Source organism: Halomonas alkaliantarctica (assembly GCF_029854215.1).
Taxonomy (GTDB): Bacteria; Pseudomonadota; Gammaproteobacteria; order Pseudomonadales; family Halomonadaceae; genus Vreelandella; species Vreelandella alkaliantarctica_A.
Genome location: NZ_CP122961.1, coordinates 2,273,066 through 2,289,498, shown reverse-complemented (window position 1 = coordinate 2,289,498; position 16,433 = coordinate 2,273,066). Strand labels below are relative to the sequence as shown.

Annotated in this window: 9 protein-coding genes; 5 read left to right on the top strand and 4 right to left on the bottom strand. The window is 55.0% G+C overall.

Annotated features, from left to right (window positions below):
- The first annotated feature begins 3 nt into the window (after positions 1–3).
- On the top strand, positions 4–582 hold the full coding sequence (locus QEN58_RS10455; RefSeq protein ID WP_007114399.1) for a hypoxanthine-guanine phosphoribosyltransferase: 579 nt from the start codon (positions 4–6) through the stop codon (positions 580–582).
- A gap of 45 nt (positions 583–627) precedes the next feature.
- Here QEN58_RS10455 and ppsR read toward each other — a convergent pair whose 3' ends face one another.
- The gene (gene ppsR / locus QEN58_RS10450; RefSeq protein ID WP_280103615.1) at positions 628–1,461 is read right to left on the bottom strand and encodes a posphoenolpyruvate synthetase regulatory kinase/phosphorylase PpsR; all 834 of its coding nucleotides are present in this window, start codon (positions 1,459–1,461) and stop codon (positions 628–630) included.
- 255 nt (positions 1,462–1,716) lie between these two features.
- Here ppsR and ppsA point away from each other — a divergent pair, with 255 nt between their 5' ends.
- Together ppsA and ggt are read left to right on the top strand one after the other, a co-directional pair.
- A complete protein-coding gene (gene ppsA, locus QEN58_RS10445) occupies positions 1,717–4,092 on the top strand; it encodes a phosphoenolpyruvate synthase (RefSeq protein ID WP_280103614.1) in 2,376 nt (791 codons plus the stop codon).
- A gap of 111 nt (positions 4,093–4,203) precedes the next feature.
- Positions 4,204–5,994 carry a gamma-glutamyltransferase gene (gene ggt / locus QEN58_RS10440; protein ID WP_280103613.1) on the top strand — a complete coding sequence of 597 codons (1,791 nt, stop codon included), beginning with the start codon at positions 4,204–4,206 and terminating at the stop codon, positions 5,992–5,994.
- Positions 5,995–6,002: 8 nt separating this feature from the next.
- On the opposite strand, the gene QEN58_RS10435 is transcribed toward ggt, so the two are convergent.
- The 3 genes from QEN58_RS10435 to acnB all read right to left on the bottom strand — a co-directional run bounded on the left by QEN58_RS10435 (position 6,003) and on the right by acnB (position 11,276).
- Positions 6,003–7,946, bottom strand: a complete 1,944-nt coding sequence (locus tag QEN58_RS10435; RefSeq protein ID WP_280103612.1) for a glycerophosphodiester phosphodiesterase family protein — start codon at positions 7,944–7,946, stop codon at positions 6,003–6,005.
- 41 nt (positions 7,947–7,987) lie between these two features.
- Complete coding sequence (gene rraA / locus QEN58_RS10430) at positions 7,988–8,482, bottom strand: ribonuclease E activity regulator RraA (protein WP_280103611.1); 495 nt, start codon at positions 8,480–8,482, stop codon at positions 7,988–7,990.
- A gap of 190 nt (positions 8,483–8,672) precedes the next feature.
- Positions 8,673–11,276, bottom strand: a complete 2,604-nt coding sequence (gene acnB, locus QEN58_RS10425; protein ID WP_280103610.1) for a bifunctional aconitate hydratase 2/2-methylisocitrate dehydratase — start codon at positions 11,274–11,276, stop codon at positions 8,673–8,675.
- Between the two features lie 546 nt (positions 11,277–11,822).
- On the opposite strand from acnB, the gene QEN58_RS10420 reads away from it, so the two are divergent.
- Positions 11,823–12,506: a MiaE family protein gene (locus tag QEN58_RS10420; RefSeq protein WP_280103609.1), complete on the top strand. Its 684-nt coding sequence runs from the start codon at positions 11,823–11,825 to the stop codon at positions 12,504–12,506.
- A 27-nt stretch (positions 12,507–12,533) separates the two neighbouring features.
- A complete protein-coding gene (locus QEN58_RS10415) occupies positions 12,534–16,433 on the top strand; it encodes an ATP-binding protein (protein ID WP_280103608.1) in 3,900 nt (1,299 codons plus the stop codon).

Sequence of the window (16,433 nt, the reverse complement as noted above, 5' to 3'; positions counted from 1 at the left end):
TAAATGTCAAAGTTGGATAAAGAGGCCTTAGAGTCGCTAGACTCGATGCGCGAATTGATGGATAACGCCGACTGCCTAATTTCCCAGCAAGAGGTAGAACGAGCGCTTGATCGTATGGCGGAAGCGATCACCCGAGATTTAGGCGATAAACTGCCCGTTTTTTACTGCGTGATGAATGGGGGCTTGATTACCACCGGACACCTGCTTACCCGCTTGGGCTTTCCGCTGGAAGTGGATTATTTGCATGCTACTCGCTACCGCAACGAGCTGCGCGGCGGCGAGCTGTTTTGGCGCGTTTCCCCGGAAGTGCCGATGGCAGGCCGTCACGTGGTGATTGTTGACGATATCCTGGACGAGGGAGCAACGCTGGCGGCCATTTTGGCTTACTGCGAAGAAGCCCAGGCCGCCAGCGTCACCACGGCGGTACTGGTGGATAAACAGCACAACCGCAAAGCAGTGCCCGGTTTAAAAGCCGACTACTGCAGCCTGGAAGTTGCCGACCGCTACGTGTTTGGCTTTGGCATGGATTACAAAGGCTACTGGCGCAACGCGCCGGGGATTTTTGCCCCCAAAGGCATGTGATCCACTGGGGGCTCGCATAGTTAATGGACTAGCATAGTTAATGCCTTAGCGGGGCGAAAAACGCCTCGCTAAACCCGTTTCGGCAATCATCCGTGTTGAAATCTCCTCTACCGAGAAGCGTGTCGCATCAATATAGGGAATGTGCATGGTGCGATAGAGAGACTCTGCCTGCCCTACCTCTTGCAAGCACTGATCCATCGAGCTATAGCGGCTGTTGGGGCGTCTCTCGTTGCGAATCGCCGATAAGCGTCGTGCATCAATGGTTAAGCCAAATAGCTTATGGCGGTGTGCCGCAAGTGCTTTGGGCAACTTAAGCATGCCATCTTCATCTAAATCGTCTTCCGTCAGCGGATAATTTGCCGCTCGAATGCCAAACTGTAGTGCCAGATAAAGCGAGGTAGGGGTTTTGCCACAGCGCGAAACGCCGACCAGGATGATATCTGCTTTATCATATTGATGAGTGCGGGCCCCGTCGTCATTATCCAGCGCGAAGTGGACGGAGTGGATGCGATCCATATAGACGTCATCGCTGCCAATCGAGTGAGTGCGCCCAACGCTGTAGGAGGAGTGGGTCTCCAGCTCCTGCTCCAAGGGCTCCAGAAAGGTTGAAAAAATATCGACCTTGAAGCCGGACGCCTTACGAATAACGTCGCGAATTTGTTGATCCACAATGGTGTCGATAATGATCGGACGATGGCCGTCGCGGTTGGCCGTCGACTCAATAATCGCTGCTAACGCTTGAGCTTTTTCCAACGTATCGATATAGGGCTTGGTCTGCATATCGATTTCAACATCGCTGAACTGTGCCAGCAAACTGCGCCCTAAACTCTCCGCTGTGATGCCGGTGCCATCTGAAATAAAAAAAGCCGTACGTTTCATAACGAAATCCACTGATGAGTGATCCGGCTATTGTGAGCCGAGCCGTTTGTCAGCACAACGGTCCATCATCGGATGTCATTTCCGCGTCGCATGCGCTTGACTACATAAATAGCCCAAAAAGCCCTGCTGTTGTAAAAATCCTCCACTCCCTTCGCTATTAGACCAATGGCGAATATATTGACGCGGTGCTAGGGTGTCTTGGTCAATTATCCATGGTCTTCAAAACCATGCCGATATCTAGAGCGAGGGGGTTACGTGGAAGAGTACATTCTGTGGTTCGATCAGCTGGGTATGGCGGATGTCGAACGCGTAGGTGGTAAAAACGCCTCGCTGGGTGAAATGATTTCTAACCTGTCCGGTGCTGGCGTAACGGTTCCTGGCGGTTTTGCCACCACCGCCCACGCTTACCGTGAATTTCTCTCCCACGAAGGGTTAAACGATCGCATTAATGCCACCCTGGCGCGCTTGGATGTCGACGATGTCAAGGCGTTGGCCGAAGCGGGTCGTAATATACGCCAATGGATCATCGATACCCCACTGCCCGCTACTTTTGAAGCGGCCCTGCGCGATGCCTACGGTCAACTGCAGCAACAGCACCCGCAATTGAAAGTAGCCGTGCGCAGCTCAGCTACCGCCGAAGACCTACCTGACGCCTCCTTTGCGGGTCAGCAGGAAACCTTCCTGAATATCGAAGGCTTCGACAACATCAAGCGCGCAGTGCACGAAGTCTTCGCTTCGCTGTTTAACGATCGCGCGATCTCCTACCGTGTGCATCGTGGCTACGCCCATGAAAATGTCGCCTTGTCGGCAGGCATACAGAAAATGGTGCGCTCTGAGACCGGGGCGGCAGGCGTTATGTTCACCCTGGATACCGAATCTGGCTTTAAAGATGCAGTTTTCGTCACTGGATCCTGGGGCTTGGGCGAAACCGTGGTGCAGGGCGCAGTCAATCCCGACGAGTTCTACGTGCACAAGCCGACGCTAGCGGCGGGCCGCCCGGCCGTGTTGCGCCGTAATTTAGGTTCCAAGCTGATCAAGATGGTTTACGGCCAAGATGCCAGCGCCGGTAAATCGGTTGAAACCGTCGATGTGCCCCATAACGACCGTGTCCGCTTCTGTATCGATGATCAGCAGGTGATGGACCTGGCCCGTCAGGCCATGACCATTGAGCAGCACTACCAGCGACCCATGGATATTGAGTGGGCGTTAGACGGCGATGACGGTAAGCTTTACATCGTTCAGGCGCGGCCTGAAACGGTGGTTTCCCAGCAGGAGGGCGGTAAGCTTGAGCGCTTCCAGCTGCGCGAGAAGGGCCGCACGCTAATCACTGGCCGGGCGATTGGTCAGCGCATTGGTCGGGGCACCGTCAAAGTCGTACTCAGCCCTGACGACATGGATAAGATCCATGATGGCGATATCCTGGTCACCGACATGACCGACCCAGATTGGGAGCCGATCATGAAACGTGCTTCCGCGATCGTCACCAACCGCGGCGGGCGTACCTGCCATGCAGCGATCATCGCCCGCGAATTGGGCATCCCCGCAGTGGTAGGCTGTGGAGATGCGACGACTCAGTTAAGAGAGGGTATCGACGTCACGGTCTCTTGTGCGGAAGGCGACACCGGCAATGTGTATGAGGGGCTGCTAGAGTTTGATTGCAAAGTCTCCAGTGTCGATGCGATGCCGGAAATACCCTTTAAAATCATGATGAATGTGGGCAACCCCGACCGCGCCTTTGGCTTTGCCAGTCTGCCTCACGCAGGCGTGGGCTTAGCGCGGTTGGAATTTATCATTAACCGCATGATCGGCGTCCACCCTAAAGCGCTATTGGAGTACGACACGCTGCCGGTGGACTTACAGCAGGTGATAGATTTACGTACCGCAGGTTATACAGACCCGGTCAGCTTCTATGTCGATAAACTGGTTGAAGGCATCTCCACGTTGGCGGCGGCGTTCCACCCCCAGCGCGTTATCGTGCGGCTGTCCGACTTTAAGTCCAACGAATACGAAAACCTGATTGGCGGCAAGCTCTATGAGCCGGGTGAAGAGAACCCCATGCTCGGTTTCCGGGGGGCATCGCGTTACATTTCAGAGGCATTTCGGCCCTGCTTTGAACTTGAGTGCCGGGCGCTCAAGCGGGTGCGTGAAGAGATGGGTTTCGAGAATATCGAAATTATGGTGCCCTTTGTGCGCACCACCGACGAGGCGCGTGAGGTCGTAGAGCTGCTCGCAGCCAATGGCCTTGAGCGTGGCGGCCCCACCGGTCTCAAAGTGATTATGATGTGTGAGCTGCCCGCCAACGCGCTACTGGCCGATGAGTTCCTTGAGTATTTTGATGGTTTCTCAATTGGCTCAAACGATCTGACCCAGCTAACGCTAGGCTTGGATCGTGATTCGGGCATCGTGGCGCACCTGTTTGACGAGCGCAATGGGGCGGTTAAAAAGCTTCTGGCCATGGCAATTCAAGCCTGTAAGGCGAAGGGCAAATATGTCGGTATTTGCGGGCAGGGGCCTTCAGACCATCCCGATCTGGCTAAGTGGTTGATGGAACAGGGAATCGATTCTGTATCACTCAACCCTGATGCGGTAATAGAAACGTGGTTTATGCTGGCAGGGCAAAAAATCGACTAGTCGATCCCGCCATAGCTTTGACTTGACGCCCGGCCATTGTGCCGGGCGTTGATGTTTTAATAGGCTACCCTTTTGGAGTGGTTTGTTTAACTTGTCGTGGAGAGCGCTGAGATGTCACCAAAATCGGTTAAGTTTGCGCTACCTGTTTTGCTGGTAGCGCCATTGTATAGTTGGGGGTTTAGCTATGAAGCACCCTCCATTACTCCTGAAAGCGAATCGGGGTATGAAGAGAAACCCGGCTGGGAAGCAGCATCGTTTGCGGTAGCTGCGGCCAACCCGCTAGCCACCGATGCCGGTTACCAAGTCCTGAAAGCCGGTGGTAACGCCATTGATGCAGCCATCGCAGTGCAGATGGTGCTGAACCTGGTCGAGCCTCAGTCCAGTGGTATTGGCGGTGGTGCTTTTTTGATGCACTACGATGGCGATGAGGTGCGTGCCTACGATGGTCGTGAAACTGCGCCCCAAGGCGTTAACGCTGAGCTGTTTATGCAGGATGGCGAGCCGCTGGCGTTTAATGAAGCAGTGGTTAGTGGTCTCTCCGTGGGAGTGCCTGGAACGCTACGTATGCTTGAGAAAGCTCACGCTGAGCATGGCGAACTGGCCTGGGAAGCGCTATTTACCCCGGCAATCACCCTGGCCGAGGAGGGGTTTGCGGTTAGCAATCGGTTGCACACTAGTTTGGCAGGCGATGAATTCCTGCGCCAAGACCCGTTAGCGAGTCAGTTCTATTATGATTCAGACGGTGAGCCTATCGCCGTTGGTGAAACGCTCAAAAATCCAGCCTTGGCAGCTGTTTTTCGTCGTGTTGCGGAGCAAGGCAGTGCTGCCCTGTATGAAGGCACAGTGGCTGAAGACATCGTTGAACGCGTTCAGAGCCACCCAGAACGCCCAGGCGATTTGACGCTTGAGGACATGAGCGGCTATGAAGCACTTAATCGCGAGCCGCTATGCACGCCCTGGCAACAGTGGGAAGTATGTGGTTTCCCACCACCCTCATCGGGTCATCTGACCGTAATGCAAATTTTAGGCATGCTTGATCAGCAGCCACTGCTTGAAGCCCCATTAGACAGTGGTGCTGCAAGCAGTGGGTGGCTGCATCAATTCTTGGAAGCCTCTCGCCTGGCATTTGCCGATCGTGGCCGTTACATTGCCGACCCCGATTTTGTCGAGGCGCCGGGCGGTGACTGGTCACTGATGCTGGCCCCGGACTACTTGGAGCAGCGTAGTTCACTTATCGAAGAAATGAGTATGGGCGATAGCGCGGAGCCGGGTAACCCCGGTGAACTTGCCGTTAGCTGGGCTAGTCAGCCCCAGCAGCCAGAGTACGGTACCAGCCATATCAGTATTGTCGATGAGGACGGCACCGCGGTGGCCATGACCACCACGATCGAACAGGCGTTTGGCTCGCGAATTATGTCCGATGGTGGCACGGGGTTGGCGGGTGGTTTCCTGCTCAATAACGAGCTCACCGACTTTTCATTTGCACCGGAAGTGGATGGCGAGCCCATAGCGAACCGGGTAGAACCCGGCAAGCGGCCACGTTCCAGCATGAGTCCAACCCTGGTATTCGACCAAGAGAGTGGCGAGCTAGTCGCCAGCTTGGGGTCACCAGGTGGCGCCGCCATTATTCATTACACCGCCCGTACATTAGTAGCATTGCGGGACTGGGGGCTAAATGCTCAGGAAGCACTCAACCTTCCCCATGCCATTACGCTGGGCGGGGATGTCTATGTGGAAGAGGGTCGTTTTCCGGAGTCGACCATCGAATCATTGCGTGAACGAGGCCACACGGTAAGCGAGCGGGAGCTAACCAGCGGGCTCCAGGCCATTATGCGCCTTGATGATGGCACTCTGTTTGGGGGCGCTGACCCCCGGCGTGAAGGGGTGGTAATGGGTGACTAGGCCAACCGCTATTGGCGAAGCCAGTTGCGCAGCTTTACCAACATAAGTGCGCCGTCGCTTAATTCGCGGCGGACTTGAATAAGTTCGGTTAAACGATCTGGGTAGTCGGTGATGATGGCATCGACACCCAGGTCAATCAGTGTCGACATTCGGGCCCGATCATTGACGGTCCAGGCGTGTATTTCGTAGCCATACAGCCTTGCTAAGTGAATTTCCCCTTCCGTGATGCGGTTATGCCGTAGCCCTAGTGCATCAAATTCGCGCCGATTGAGTGTGCCAGGCAGTATAAGCTGGGCCAGTAAGGTAACGCGCAGTTCGGGCGCTTGGGCTTTGATATGCTTAAGTAATGAAGGTGACATGGTGGCCATGCGCATGGCTAAAAGTGCATTGGGGAAACCACACGATGCATAGCCATCGAAGGCGCTTTGTTGGGTTGCCCAGCAGCGATAGCGCACATCGCTCTCTGCATTTAAGGTCTCAATAACGGCATCGGCCAACGCCTGCTCTTGACCTGGCAGCGGTTTAATATCGATCATTAATCCCGCTTTTCCGCGTACTCTTTCAAGTGCTTCGTCCAAGCCAGGAATGTTCTCGCCTTGAAATGCATCGCCAAACCAAGTGCCCACATCGAACTGGCTCAGCTGGTCTCTGGTTAGCTCGCCAAACTCACGGTTGTCGCCTGTTAGCCGCGCCATACTGCGGTCGTGGTAGAGCATTACCTGATGGTCACTGCTCAAGCGCACGTCAATTTCGATATAGTCAGCACCATCGATCAGTGACTGTTCTAATGCGGCAAGGGTGTTTTCAGGCGCCACCATCGAGCTCCCTCGGTGGGCGATCACCGCAACATTGTCACGTATCTCAAAACTATTGAGTATCCACCATGCTTGAAGGCCGGCAAAAATAAACACGCTGAGCTCTACCGCCCAGGCCAGTTTGCCCGCATTGACATCCTTTGGAGGTGGCGCTGGGCGCGCTTCTCGATGAGCCAATTGCATATATAGACAGGCGGAAAGCAGTGCGTTGGCGGCAATACCGATAAAGGTAATCGCCAGGGTGACCAGTACATAACCGATTAAGTACGTGAGCATCGCCGGTATAAGCACGGCATTATGCTCGGGCAACCACCACAGTAGCGGTGTAAACAGCCGATCAAACAGCAGCGTAACCAGCAGCGGTAGGCAAACAATCACCACCAATAACAGAAGTACAGCAGCGCCAATGGAGCGGCGCCAGCCGCGGGTTAAGCTAACGCTTCGCTTGAGAGCCTGCCAGGGGTTACAGCTTTCCAGTGCAACGAAAGGCAGCGCCAGCAGCCAGCGCAAATAGAGCCATGACGCTGCCCATACCCAGGCGATGATCAGCGGTAGTGCGCAAGCAATGAAATACCACAGTGCGGGAGGGCGGACACGCTGAAGGTAGTAGGGGTCTATGCCACTCAGCCAGAAGTCGTAAAGCCAGGCGAGCCCGAGCATAAAGGGTGCAAGCAGTAATAAGTGCGTGCCTACCTGGAGTATGACAAGACCCGCCAGGGCGGGCAGCCGACGAGAGCTTAGCCAAAGTGCTTCAAGAGCTAGTCGATAGTGATTGTCGCGAGGCCTGACGGCGACCTGCAGCATCCCCGCCTGCTGCCAGTAAATAATCAAAAAAGCGAACCCAAGACCTACCAGCATGCCTACCAAGCCCAGCGGGCTAAAGAGCAGTGCAATCAATTCATCGTTAGTGACAACGGTGCGGTTGAGTTGGGCCAGTAGCCCACGAGTTACCCAGGTGATCGCTGGTAGCAGCAACGCTGAGGCGAGCAGGGTATAAAACAGGTGATAAGCGATCAGTGGGCGAAGATGATCGCGCAACGTGCGCAGTAAGGCGGAGCCAAGGTAAGTCAAAGGCTGCATCGTCATTAAACGGTAAGAATGGAGTACCAGGGTGGCAGTAACCGCCACACCTGGCAAGCGGCTCTTTTAACAAAAATTTCATTAATAGATATTCGTTATTAAGAAAGCGGCAACTCATGCTCGGCAATTAGTATGCCGTTGTTATCTGCATACAGCCAGTGACCGGGCTGAAGAGTAACGCCGGCAAAGGTGACGTCGATATCGCGCTGTCCTTCGCCACGTTTTTCGCTTTTGCGCGGATGGCTGCCCAGTGCCTGAACACCAATCGGAAGGGCGGCGAGTATATCCACATCGCGCACGCAGCCATACATGACGACGCCTGCCCAACCATTGGCGACAGCCTGCTCGGCGAGCATATCACCCAGCATGGCGCAGCGGTGCGATCCCCCCGCATCAACCACCAGCACCGCGCCGTTACCCGGCTCGGCAACGGCCTGCTTAACCATGGAGTTATCTTCAAAGCACTTGATCGTACGAATAGGGCCATAGAAGGCTTCCAGTCCGCCGAAATTAGCAAACAGCGGATCAAGTACTGCTACCTCTGGATGCGCATCGCATAGATCAGGTGTCACTATATCATTCGAATTCGTCATCACATGCTCCTAAGAATAAAAGCTGTTGGCATTCCAACTGTCTAGAAGGGTAGTGCATAAAAAAACGCCCCGCGCTGTAAAACAGTGGCGGGGCGTTCGGTCATCGGCTCAGAAAATGCAACAGGTCACATCCTCTGCGATGGTGCGAGCATCGGCGATGGGGCGGTCTATCTCAAGCACTTAACAAGTATTAAGCCTCTTGAGCGACCGGAATCACGTTTGAGGCGATCTTCTGATACTCCTCAATCTCGTGAAAGTTCATATAACGATAAATCTCGCCCGCCATAGCGTCAAACTCACCCATATAGCGTTGATACTCTTCAACACTGGGTAGGCGTCCTTCTACCGCGGCAACGGCCGCCAGTTCCGCAGAGGCTAGGTACACATTGGCACCATCACCTAAACGGTTCGGGAAGTTACGTGTAGACGTAGACACCACGGTGCTCTTAGCGGCAACGCGGGCCTGGTTACCCATACACAGTGAACAACCCGGCATTTCCATACGGGCACCGGCACGGCCGTAAATACCGTAGTAGCCCTCTTCGGTCAGCTGATGCTGATCCATTTTCGTCGGTGGTGCCAGCCACAGCCGAGTTTTTAAACTACCGGCAGGCTGCTTCTCAAGCAGTTTGCCAGCAGCCCGGAAGTGGCCGATGTTGGTCATGCATGAACCGATAAAGACTTCGTCGATTTTCTGGCCTGCGACTTCAGACAGCAGACGCGCATCGTCCGGGTCATTCGGCGCACACAGAACCGGCTCTTTAATTTCAGCCAGATCAATTTCAATGACTTCGGTGTATTCGGCATCCTGGTCGGCACGCATCAAGCTAGGGTCGGCCAGCCACGCTTCCATGCCTTCAATGCGACGGCTAATGGTGCGCTCGTCCCCGTAACCGTTGGCCATCATCCACTTCAATAGGGTGATGTTGGACTTCAAGTACTCGGTGACGCTCTCTTCAGACAGCGTAATGGTACAGCCAGCGGCGGAGCGCTCGGCGGACGCATCAGAAAGCTCGAATGCTTGCTCAACGGTTAAGTCTTCCAGACCTTCAATTTCCAACACGCGCCCGGAGAAGGCGTTTTTCTTGTTGGATTTATCAACCGTCAGCAAGCCTTGCTTGATGGCGTAGAGCGGAATGGCGTGAACCAAGTCACGCAGGGTAACGCCAGGCTGGCGCTTGCCCTTGAAGCGCACCAATACCGACTCCGGCATATCCAGCGGCATAACGCCGGTGGCAGCAGCAAACGCTACCAGGCCTGAGCCGGCCGGGAATGAGATGCCGAGCGGGAAGCGGGTGTGCGAGTCGCCGCCGGTGCCCACCGTATCAGGCAGCAGCATGCGGTTGAGCCAGCTGTGGATGATACCGTCACCGGGGCGTAGCGAAACACCGCCACGGTTCATAATGAAGTCGGGCAGGGTGTGGTGAGTATCCACATCTACGGGCTTCGGATAAGCCGCGGTGTGACAGAACGACTGCATGACCAGGTCGGCTTGAAAGCCCAGGCAGGCAAGGTCTTTCAGCTCATCACGGGTCATCGGGCCTGTGGTGTCTTGTGAGCCAACGGTGGTCATCTTGGGCTCGCAGTACATGCCGGGGCGAACGCCCTCAAGACCACAGGCTTTACCGACCATTTTCTGGGCTAGGGTGAAGCCTTTGCCAGTATCTTTAGGCTGATCGGGGAGGCGGAAAACGTCAGAGGTGGGTAGGCCCAACGACTCACGCGCTTTACCCGTCAAACCGCGGCCAATGATCAGAGGAATACGGCCGCCAGCGCGTACTTCATCCAGAATCAGCTGCGTTTTAAGTTCAAAAGTGGTGATTACGTCATCGCTATCGTGTTGGCACACTTTACCTGCATAGGGATAAACATCGATGACGTCGCCCATGTTCAGGTTGCTGACATCCATCTCAACCGGTAGGGCACCTGAATCTTCCATGGTGTTAAAGAAGATAGGTGCAATTTTGCTACCAAAGCAGAAACCACCAGCGCGCTTGTTAGGTGCGTAGGGGATATCGTCGCCGAAGAACCACAGCACCGAGTTGGTGGCTGACTTACGCGATGAGCCGGTGCCGACTACGTCGCCTACATAAACGACCGGAAAGCCTTTGGCTTTAACGTCGTCGATCTGTTTGAGCGGGCCAGTAGTGCCTGGAACCACTGGCTCAATGCCGTCGCGCTCGTTTTTGAGCATGGCGTTGGCATGGAGCGGAATATCCGGGCGTGACCAAGCATCCGGCGCAGGAGACAGGTCATCGGTGTTGGTTTCGCCAGGAACTTTAAACACGCTTAGAGTGATTTTTTCAGCCAGTGCCGGTTTAGACAGGAACCACTCGGCGTCTGCCCAGGACTGAATAACCTCTTTCGCGACGCTGTTGCCGTTCTTGGCGCGGCTTTCCACATCGTGGAAGGCGTCGAACATCAACAGAGTGTGCTTGAGCTGCTCGCCTGCTTCGCGGGCAAGCTCCTCGTTATCGAGTAACTCCACCATTGAAACGATGTTGTAGCCACCTTGCATAGTGCCCAGCAGCTTGACGGCGTGAATCTTGTCTATTAGCGGAGAGCTCGCTTCGCCTTTAGCAATGGCGGTTAGGAAGCCTGCTTTTACATAAGCGGCTTCGTCAACGCCCGGCGGAACGCGGTTGGTGATTAAATCAAGGATAAACTCCTCTTCACCGGCCGGTGGCGTTTTCAGTAGCTCAACCAGTGAGGCTACTTGTTCCGCATTTAGGGGTTTGGGCGGGACGCCCTCGGCGGCACGTTCCTCGACATGTTGGCGATAAGCTTCAAGCACGTTGGGGCCCTCTCATTCACGTTTCATTTACTTTATGGTGACGGCCTGCACGTTGCACGGTGTTGGCTGCGCAGTTTTTATAAAGTGGGGCCGATCACATATGACATACGCTTGACAACAGCGTGTGGTTGGATGTCTGCGATTCTACGGCAAACTGTCGACAATGTTAAGCTGGCAAGCAGAGACGGCTCTTGTACTTTATGTTGATGCCACGATTTAAAAGAATCAAAAAAGCGCTTTTTATTAGCCAATTGGCTCAAAAGGAGGAAAGTTTTTTCCCATTTAATAGTCAACCTTCAGCTCTACGGGTGTGAATGTCGTTACAGCGCGTTACCATAGTCTTCACTTTATAACCTTAGAGCGATCCTACTGCTGTGGTGCTTGTGTAAGCGTGATTATTAAAAGTGTGTGGAGCATTTTTATGCGCGCAACTATATTAGTGATAGTCGATACAAAGTATGAAGAACGCAATGCAACAGGGAACTATAAGCGCCTTGCGCACTTATATGTTGTACAATAATGAGATATGAGCTTGGTAATGGTATTATGTTGATACAACCTGGTATGTCACAATCCACAACACAGACGAATGTCTTACAAACGGCTGATCACGCGGTTAAAGCGGACGATCTTCTGCCGAAAAGCTTGCTCCAGTTTTTGGCCTGCGCAACGCCTGAAGCGTGGCTGCAATGGGCGCTGGAAAACCCAGAAACGCTGCTGATTGACCACGCGCAGTGTGAAAAAAAAGCCGCTTCTACCGCAATGAGCTTGCTTTATCGTTACGTTGACCAGCCTCTGTTGCTAAGCAAAATGTCGCAATTAGCTCGTGAAGAGTTGCTGCATTTCGAACAGGTGGTAGCGCTCATGGAGGCGCGCGGTGTGGCTTACCAGCACTTAACCGCTTCACGCTATGCAGAAGGCCTTAGGCGACACCTGCGCAGCAACGACCCGGAACGGCTAATCGATGTGTTAATCATCGGTGCACTTATAGAAGCGCGTAGCTGCGAACGATTCGCTTGCTTGATTCCTTATTTAGACGAAGAGCTAGCTAAGTTTTATCGCACCCTGGTGAAGTCAGAAGGCCGTCATTTTGAGGACTACCTATTATTGGCTCGCCAGCAGACATCGGACTCTATCGATGAGCGGATCGCCTTTTTTGTAGCGCGTGAAGCGGAGCTGATTACTACGCCCGATACGGCTTTTCGTTTTCATAGCGGTGTGCCAGCTTAAGCCGCTTAGCCCGGCAGGATGTTTATCATGCGCGATGCTCGTGAGACAGACCAGTTAACTCTATTTGGTCACTTTTCGCTTACCCAAGGCGAAGACGTACTAACCCACTTTAGTTACGACAAAGTGAAGGCGCTGCTCGTTTATCTGCTGCTGCATCGACAGCCGGTTAATCGGGCCGCGCTGGCCGAATTACTATGGCCCGACCAAGGGTTATCCTCAGGCAGAACTAACCTTCGTCACGCGCTGCACTGTTTGCGTCAATCGTTAGGTGAGAGCGCCGATCAAGTGTTGAGTGTCTCCCGGCAAACGATTGCCTTCCAGCTTCCTGCCAATTGGCAAGTCGACCTGCATACATTGCAGCAACTGCTGGAAGGGCCACGCGACTTAGACACCCTGGAAGCATTGATGACCTGCTACCAAGGTGACCTGATTGAAGAGCTTCAATTAGCAAGCTGTAGTGAATTTCAGCGTTGGCTTGTCCAGGTGCGAAATGAGTGGCGCCAACGCGTCATTCGTTTTGCTGAGCAGGTGCTCGACGGCCATACAGATGTGCCTGATGTGATCTTGGAAACCCTGGTCAGTCGCTTTTCCGGCTACGGTCCGTTCCACGAACGCTTGGTACGCCAACTGGCTGAGCAGAATCAAATGGCAGCCGCACACGAGCAGTATAATAGCTACTTGCAGTTACTGGCGTTGTCAGGTCAACAGCCTGAGCCCAGCTTCTTACAGTTAGCCAGCTACTGGTCTGACGGTCACCATGACCCGCGTATGATGAGCCCCCAAGGCGCGTTTTCCCGCGCGCTGGCGGCGGATAGCAAGCCTCTGCGTGAAGATGAGATTGAGCTGCGCCAGCTTTCCGTGATGGCTATACGGTTACGCTTAAAAGGGGATTGGCAGGATCGTGCAGCAACGCGCAACTGCCTCGCTTTGCAGTTGGAGCTATTGCGCTGGCTTGAGCAGCAGTGCCATCACTTGGGCGGCTTTTGGCTGCCTGGCGCCACCGGTGGCTTGGGCCTGGCGTGTTTCGGCACCCATGGGCCTGCTCATCAGCTAGCTGAGTTGGTAGCACTCTATGAGCACTGCCGGCAGGCGCTTCCCCAAGAGAGTGCCCGCCATTGGTCTGGCGAAGGCGAAGTGCCGCAATTTGAGCTGGCCGCTGGTTTGCACAGCGGGCGAGTGGTCTACCTGCCCGAGCGGCAATTGGCGGATCCGTTGGGACAGGTCACCCAAACCTCACTGGAGCTAATGAGCGCAGCCGAAGGCAGTGAGCTGGTTATCTCTCAAGAAGCCAGCCAGCACATGCCGCCCGCACTTGATCTACAGCCACGACTGGTATCACGTTTGGTGGCCAGCGACGGTCGCGTTCGACTGCGCGCTTTAGTGCTGGGCCTAAACGAAGGCGGCCGCGATGCGCTGCCGCCTAGCCTGGTCGGGCGTGAAACCTCGCTGCGTACGCTGCGCGATGCGTTGGCGCGGGCAGGTATAGGCTTGCGTCAAAGCGTGTTAGTGCGCGGGGCGTCTGGGATGGGTAAGTCGGCACTGATGGTCGGTTTCCGCCAGTTAGAGCTCAGTCGCGATGCGGCAATTTGCTGGCAGCCCACCACGCGGCTGTCGGTGCTAGACCCCTACGGCGTTGCCCGCACTCTGGTTAGCTGGTATCTCAAGCAACCGTTAACCGTTGAGGCGATTCACGAACTACAGGCAACGCTGGAGTTTGACCAGCTTACGCCCGAGCGCCAGCACCTGTTGGAAGAGGCGCTTGGAGTGCACGAAGTTCAGGAGATCACCCAGCTTGCCCAAAGCGGTGAAGCTGTTGAACTGGTGGTGATGTTGCTGCACCGCTTAATCGAGCGTCAGGCGACCACCAATACTCTGGTACTGATGGTCGATGATTTACAGTGGCTCGATGAGCCGTCATTTAAAGTGCTCGCTGGGTTACAGGCTCGCTTGCCGATCAATACCGCCTTTATGCTAGTAGCCAGCCATCACGGCAGAGAACTGCTACCGGTGAAGCTGCATTGGGATCAACAGATTAGTTTGGGGAATCTGGATTCGCAGCAGTCTTCGCGACTATTGTCGCAGCTCTCACGGCGCTACCGCATTCACTTGAGCCCTCGGCTACGCAACCAGATTATTGAGCGCTGCGATGGTGTGCCGCTCTATATGCAAGAGATTTGCCGGCGTCTGGATATGGATCGTCGCGAGGGACGCAGTGTCCAGTTCGATGAACTGCCTAAAGGGTTATTAGGACTGCTGGCAAGCCGCATCGATCAGCTTGAGGCAGATCGCGAAATTGCCCACGTAGCCGCAGTGCTGGGTAAGCGCTTCCGGTTGGATTTCCTGCTTGAGTGCAGCGGTTGGGAAAAAGGGCGGCTTAACCAAGCGCTCGAACATATGCGGTCGCTGGAAATTGTCGAGCCGGTCGATAAAGAGAGCGGTGAGCACGAATATCAGTTTAGCCATCAGCTATTGCAAGAAGCGGCCTATCTTTCCTGTCCGCGAGATGTGCGGGTCAAGCTGCACCAACAGGTGGTGACCTTAATCGAGGAGCGCTTCCCGGTTTGGATTAGTCGCCACCCCGGCGATTTTGCCACCCATCTGCGCAGGAGCGGTCATTATGCCCGTGGCGCTCGCTATTTCGAATTGGCCGCCCGGGAAGCGCTTAAGGTGAGTGCCAACCGCACCGCGCTACGTATGGCCGATTTCGGTTTGGCAAGCCTGCGCCACGTTGAGCATGAAGTTGAGCGTGAAGTGAGTCTACTCACCGTGCGTGGTCAGGCGGCGTTCTCTCTTGAGGGCCACGGCTCGCCAACCGCTCACGAAAGTTTTGTACGTGCCCGGGAGTTGCTGCGTGAATCGGGAACCGATAGGTTGGAAGACCCAGAAGATCTAGAGCAGATATTCCTGGTCAAATGGGGGCTTTGGGTAGGGCGGAGCCAGCGCTATGCCCATGCCGATGCCTTCGCACTGGCGTCGACGCTTGCTGATCTTGCCGCACGCCTTGAAGATCCGCGCTATCGTCGTTTGGCCGACTATGCTCGCGCTAACTGCGAATACTGGGCAGGTCGCATTCAGCAGGCTCACGATCATTTAGATGAAATCGATCCGCTCAATGCGCAAATGATGATCGAGTGGCTGCCATTCTCCGATCATCCGCAAGTTTCTGCCGCCTGCTTTCAGGGCTGGGCGCTCTGCCTGCGCGGTGATTATCAGCGTGCCGAACGTCAGGTGTCAGCGGCGATTCGACTGGCGGAGAAAATTGCCCACCCCGGCACCTTAGCGCTGGCGCTGCTATTTGCCGCCGCGCTCTATCGCCAGCTAGGCCACATCCACCTCGCTGCGCGACATGCGGAGCGAGCGGCGGCAATGACCGGCACGCCTGATTTACAGCTGTGGCAAATTTCCAGCCAGTTTATTCTCGGTTGGCAACGAGCCCTGGCAGGCGATGCTACCGGGTTGACTCAGTTACGCGACAGCCTGGATCAGATGGCGGAGTTGAACGGTCGCGACCGCTACCAGCGGCCGGTGCTATGGTACTCGGATGCCTGCATTGAACTAGGCGAGTTAAATGCTGCAGAGGAGTACCTCGATCAGTGCTTGGTGATTGCTCGCGAGCGTACCACGCTATTTTTGCCCGAATTAGCCACCCAACTGGCCAAAGTGCGTGATCTGCTTGGACACCCTGCCAATGAGGTCAGGGCATTGGCGGAAATGGCGATAAACCAGTCGCGCGAGCACGGCAATCGCCACCAGGAGCTAGCGGCTCTTGAGCTATGGCTGACGCGTATTGAGCCCAACGACCAGCAGGCGAAAGAGAGTTTTAGGCAGCTGTTGAGCGAAGTCAGCAATAGCGATGCACCGGTGCTAGCCCGCTGGATCAACTTGCTGGATCGCCGTTTGCCGAGGCCAGTAGGCGCTGAAGGTTGA

What these genes read in the sequence shown, in the direction of transcription:
- QEN58_RS10455 (WP_007114399.1), top strand. Translation starts at nt 4, where the DNA reads ATGTCAAAGTTGGATAAAGAGGCCTTAGAGTCGCTAGACTCGATGCGC.
- ppsR (WP_280103615.1), bottom strand. Translation starts at nt 1,461, where the DNA reads ATGAAACGTACGGCTTTTTTTATTTCAGATGGCACCGGCATCACAGCG.
- ggt (WP_280103613.1), top strand. Translation starts at nt 4,204, where the DNA reads ATGTCACCAAAATCGGTTAAGTTTGCGCTACCTGTTTTGCTGGTAGCG.
- rraA (WP_280103611.1), bottom strand. Translation starts at nt 8,482, where the DNA reads ATGACGAATTCGAATGATATAGTGACACCTGATCTATGCGATGCGCAT.
- QEN58_RS10420 (WP_280103609.1), top strand. Translation starts at nt 11,823, where the DNA reads ATGTTGATACAACCTGGTATGTCACAATCCACAACACAGACGAATGTC.
- QEN58_RS10415 (WP_280103608.1), top strand. Translation starts at nt 12,534, where the DNA reads ATGCGCGATGCTCGTGAGACAGACCAGTTAACTCTATTTGGTCACTTT.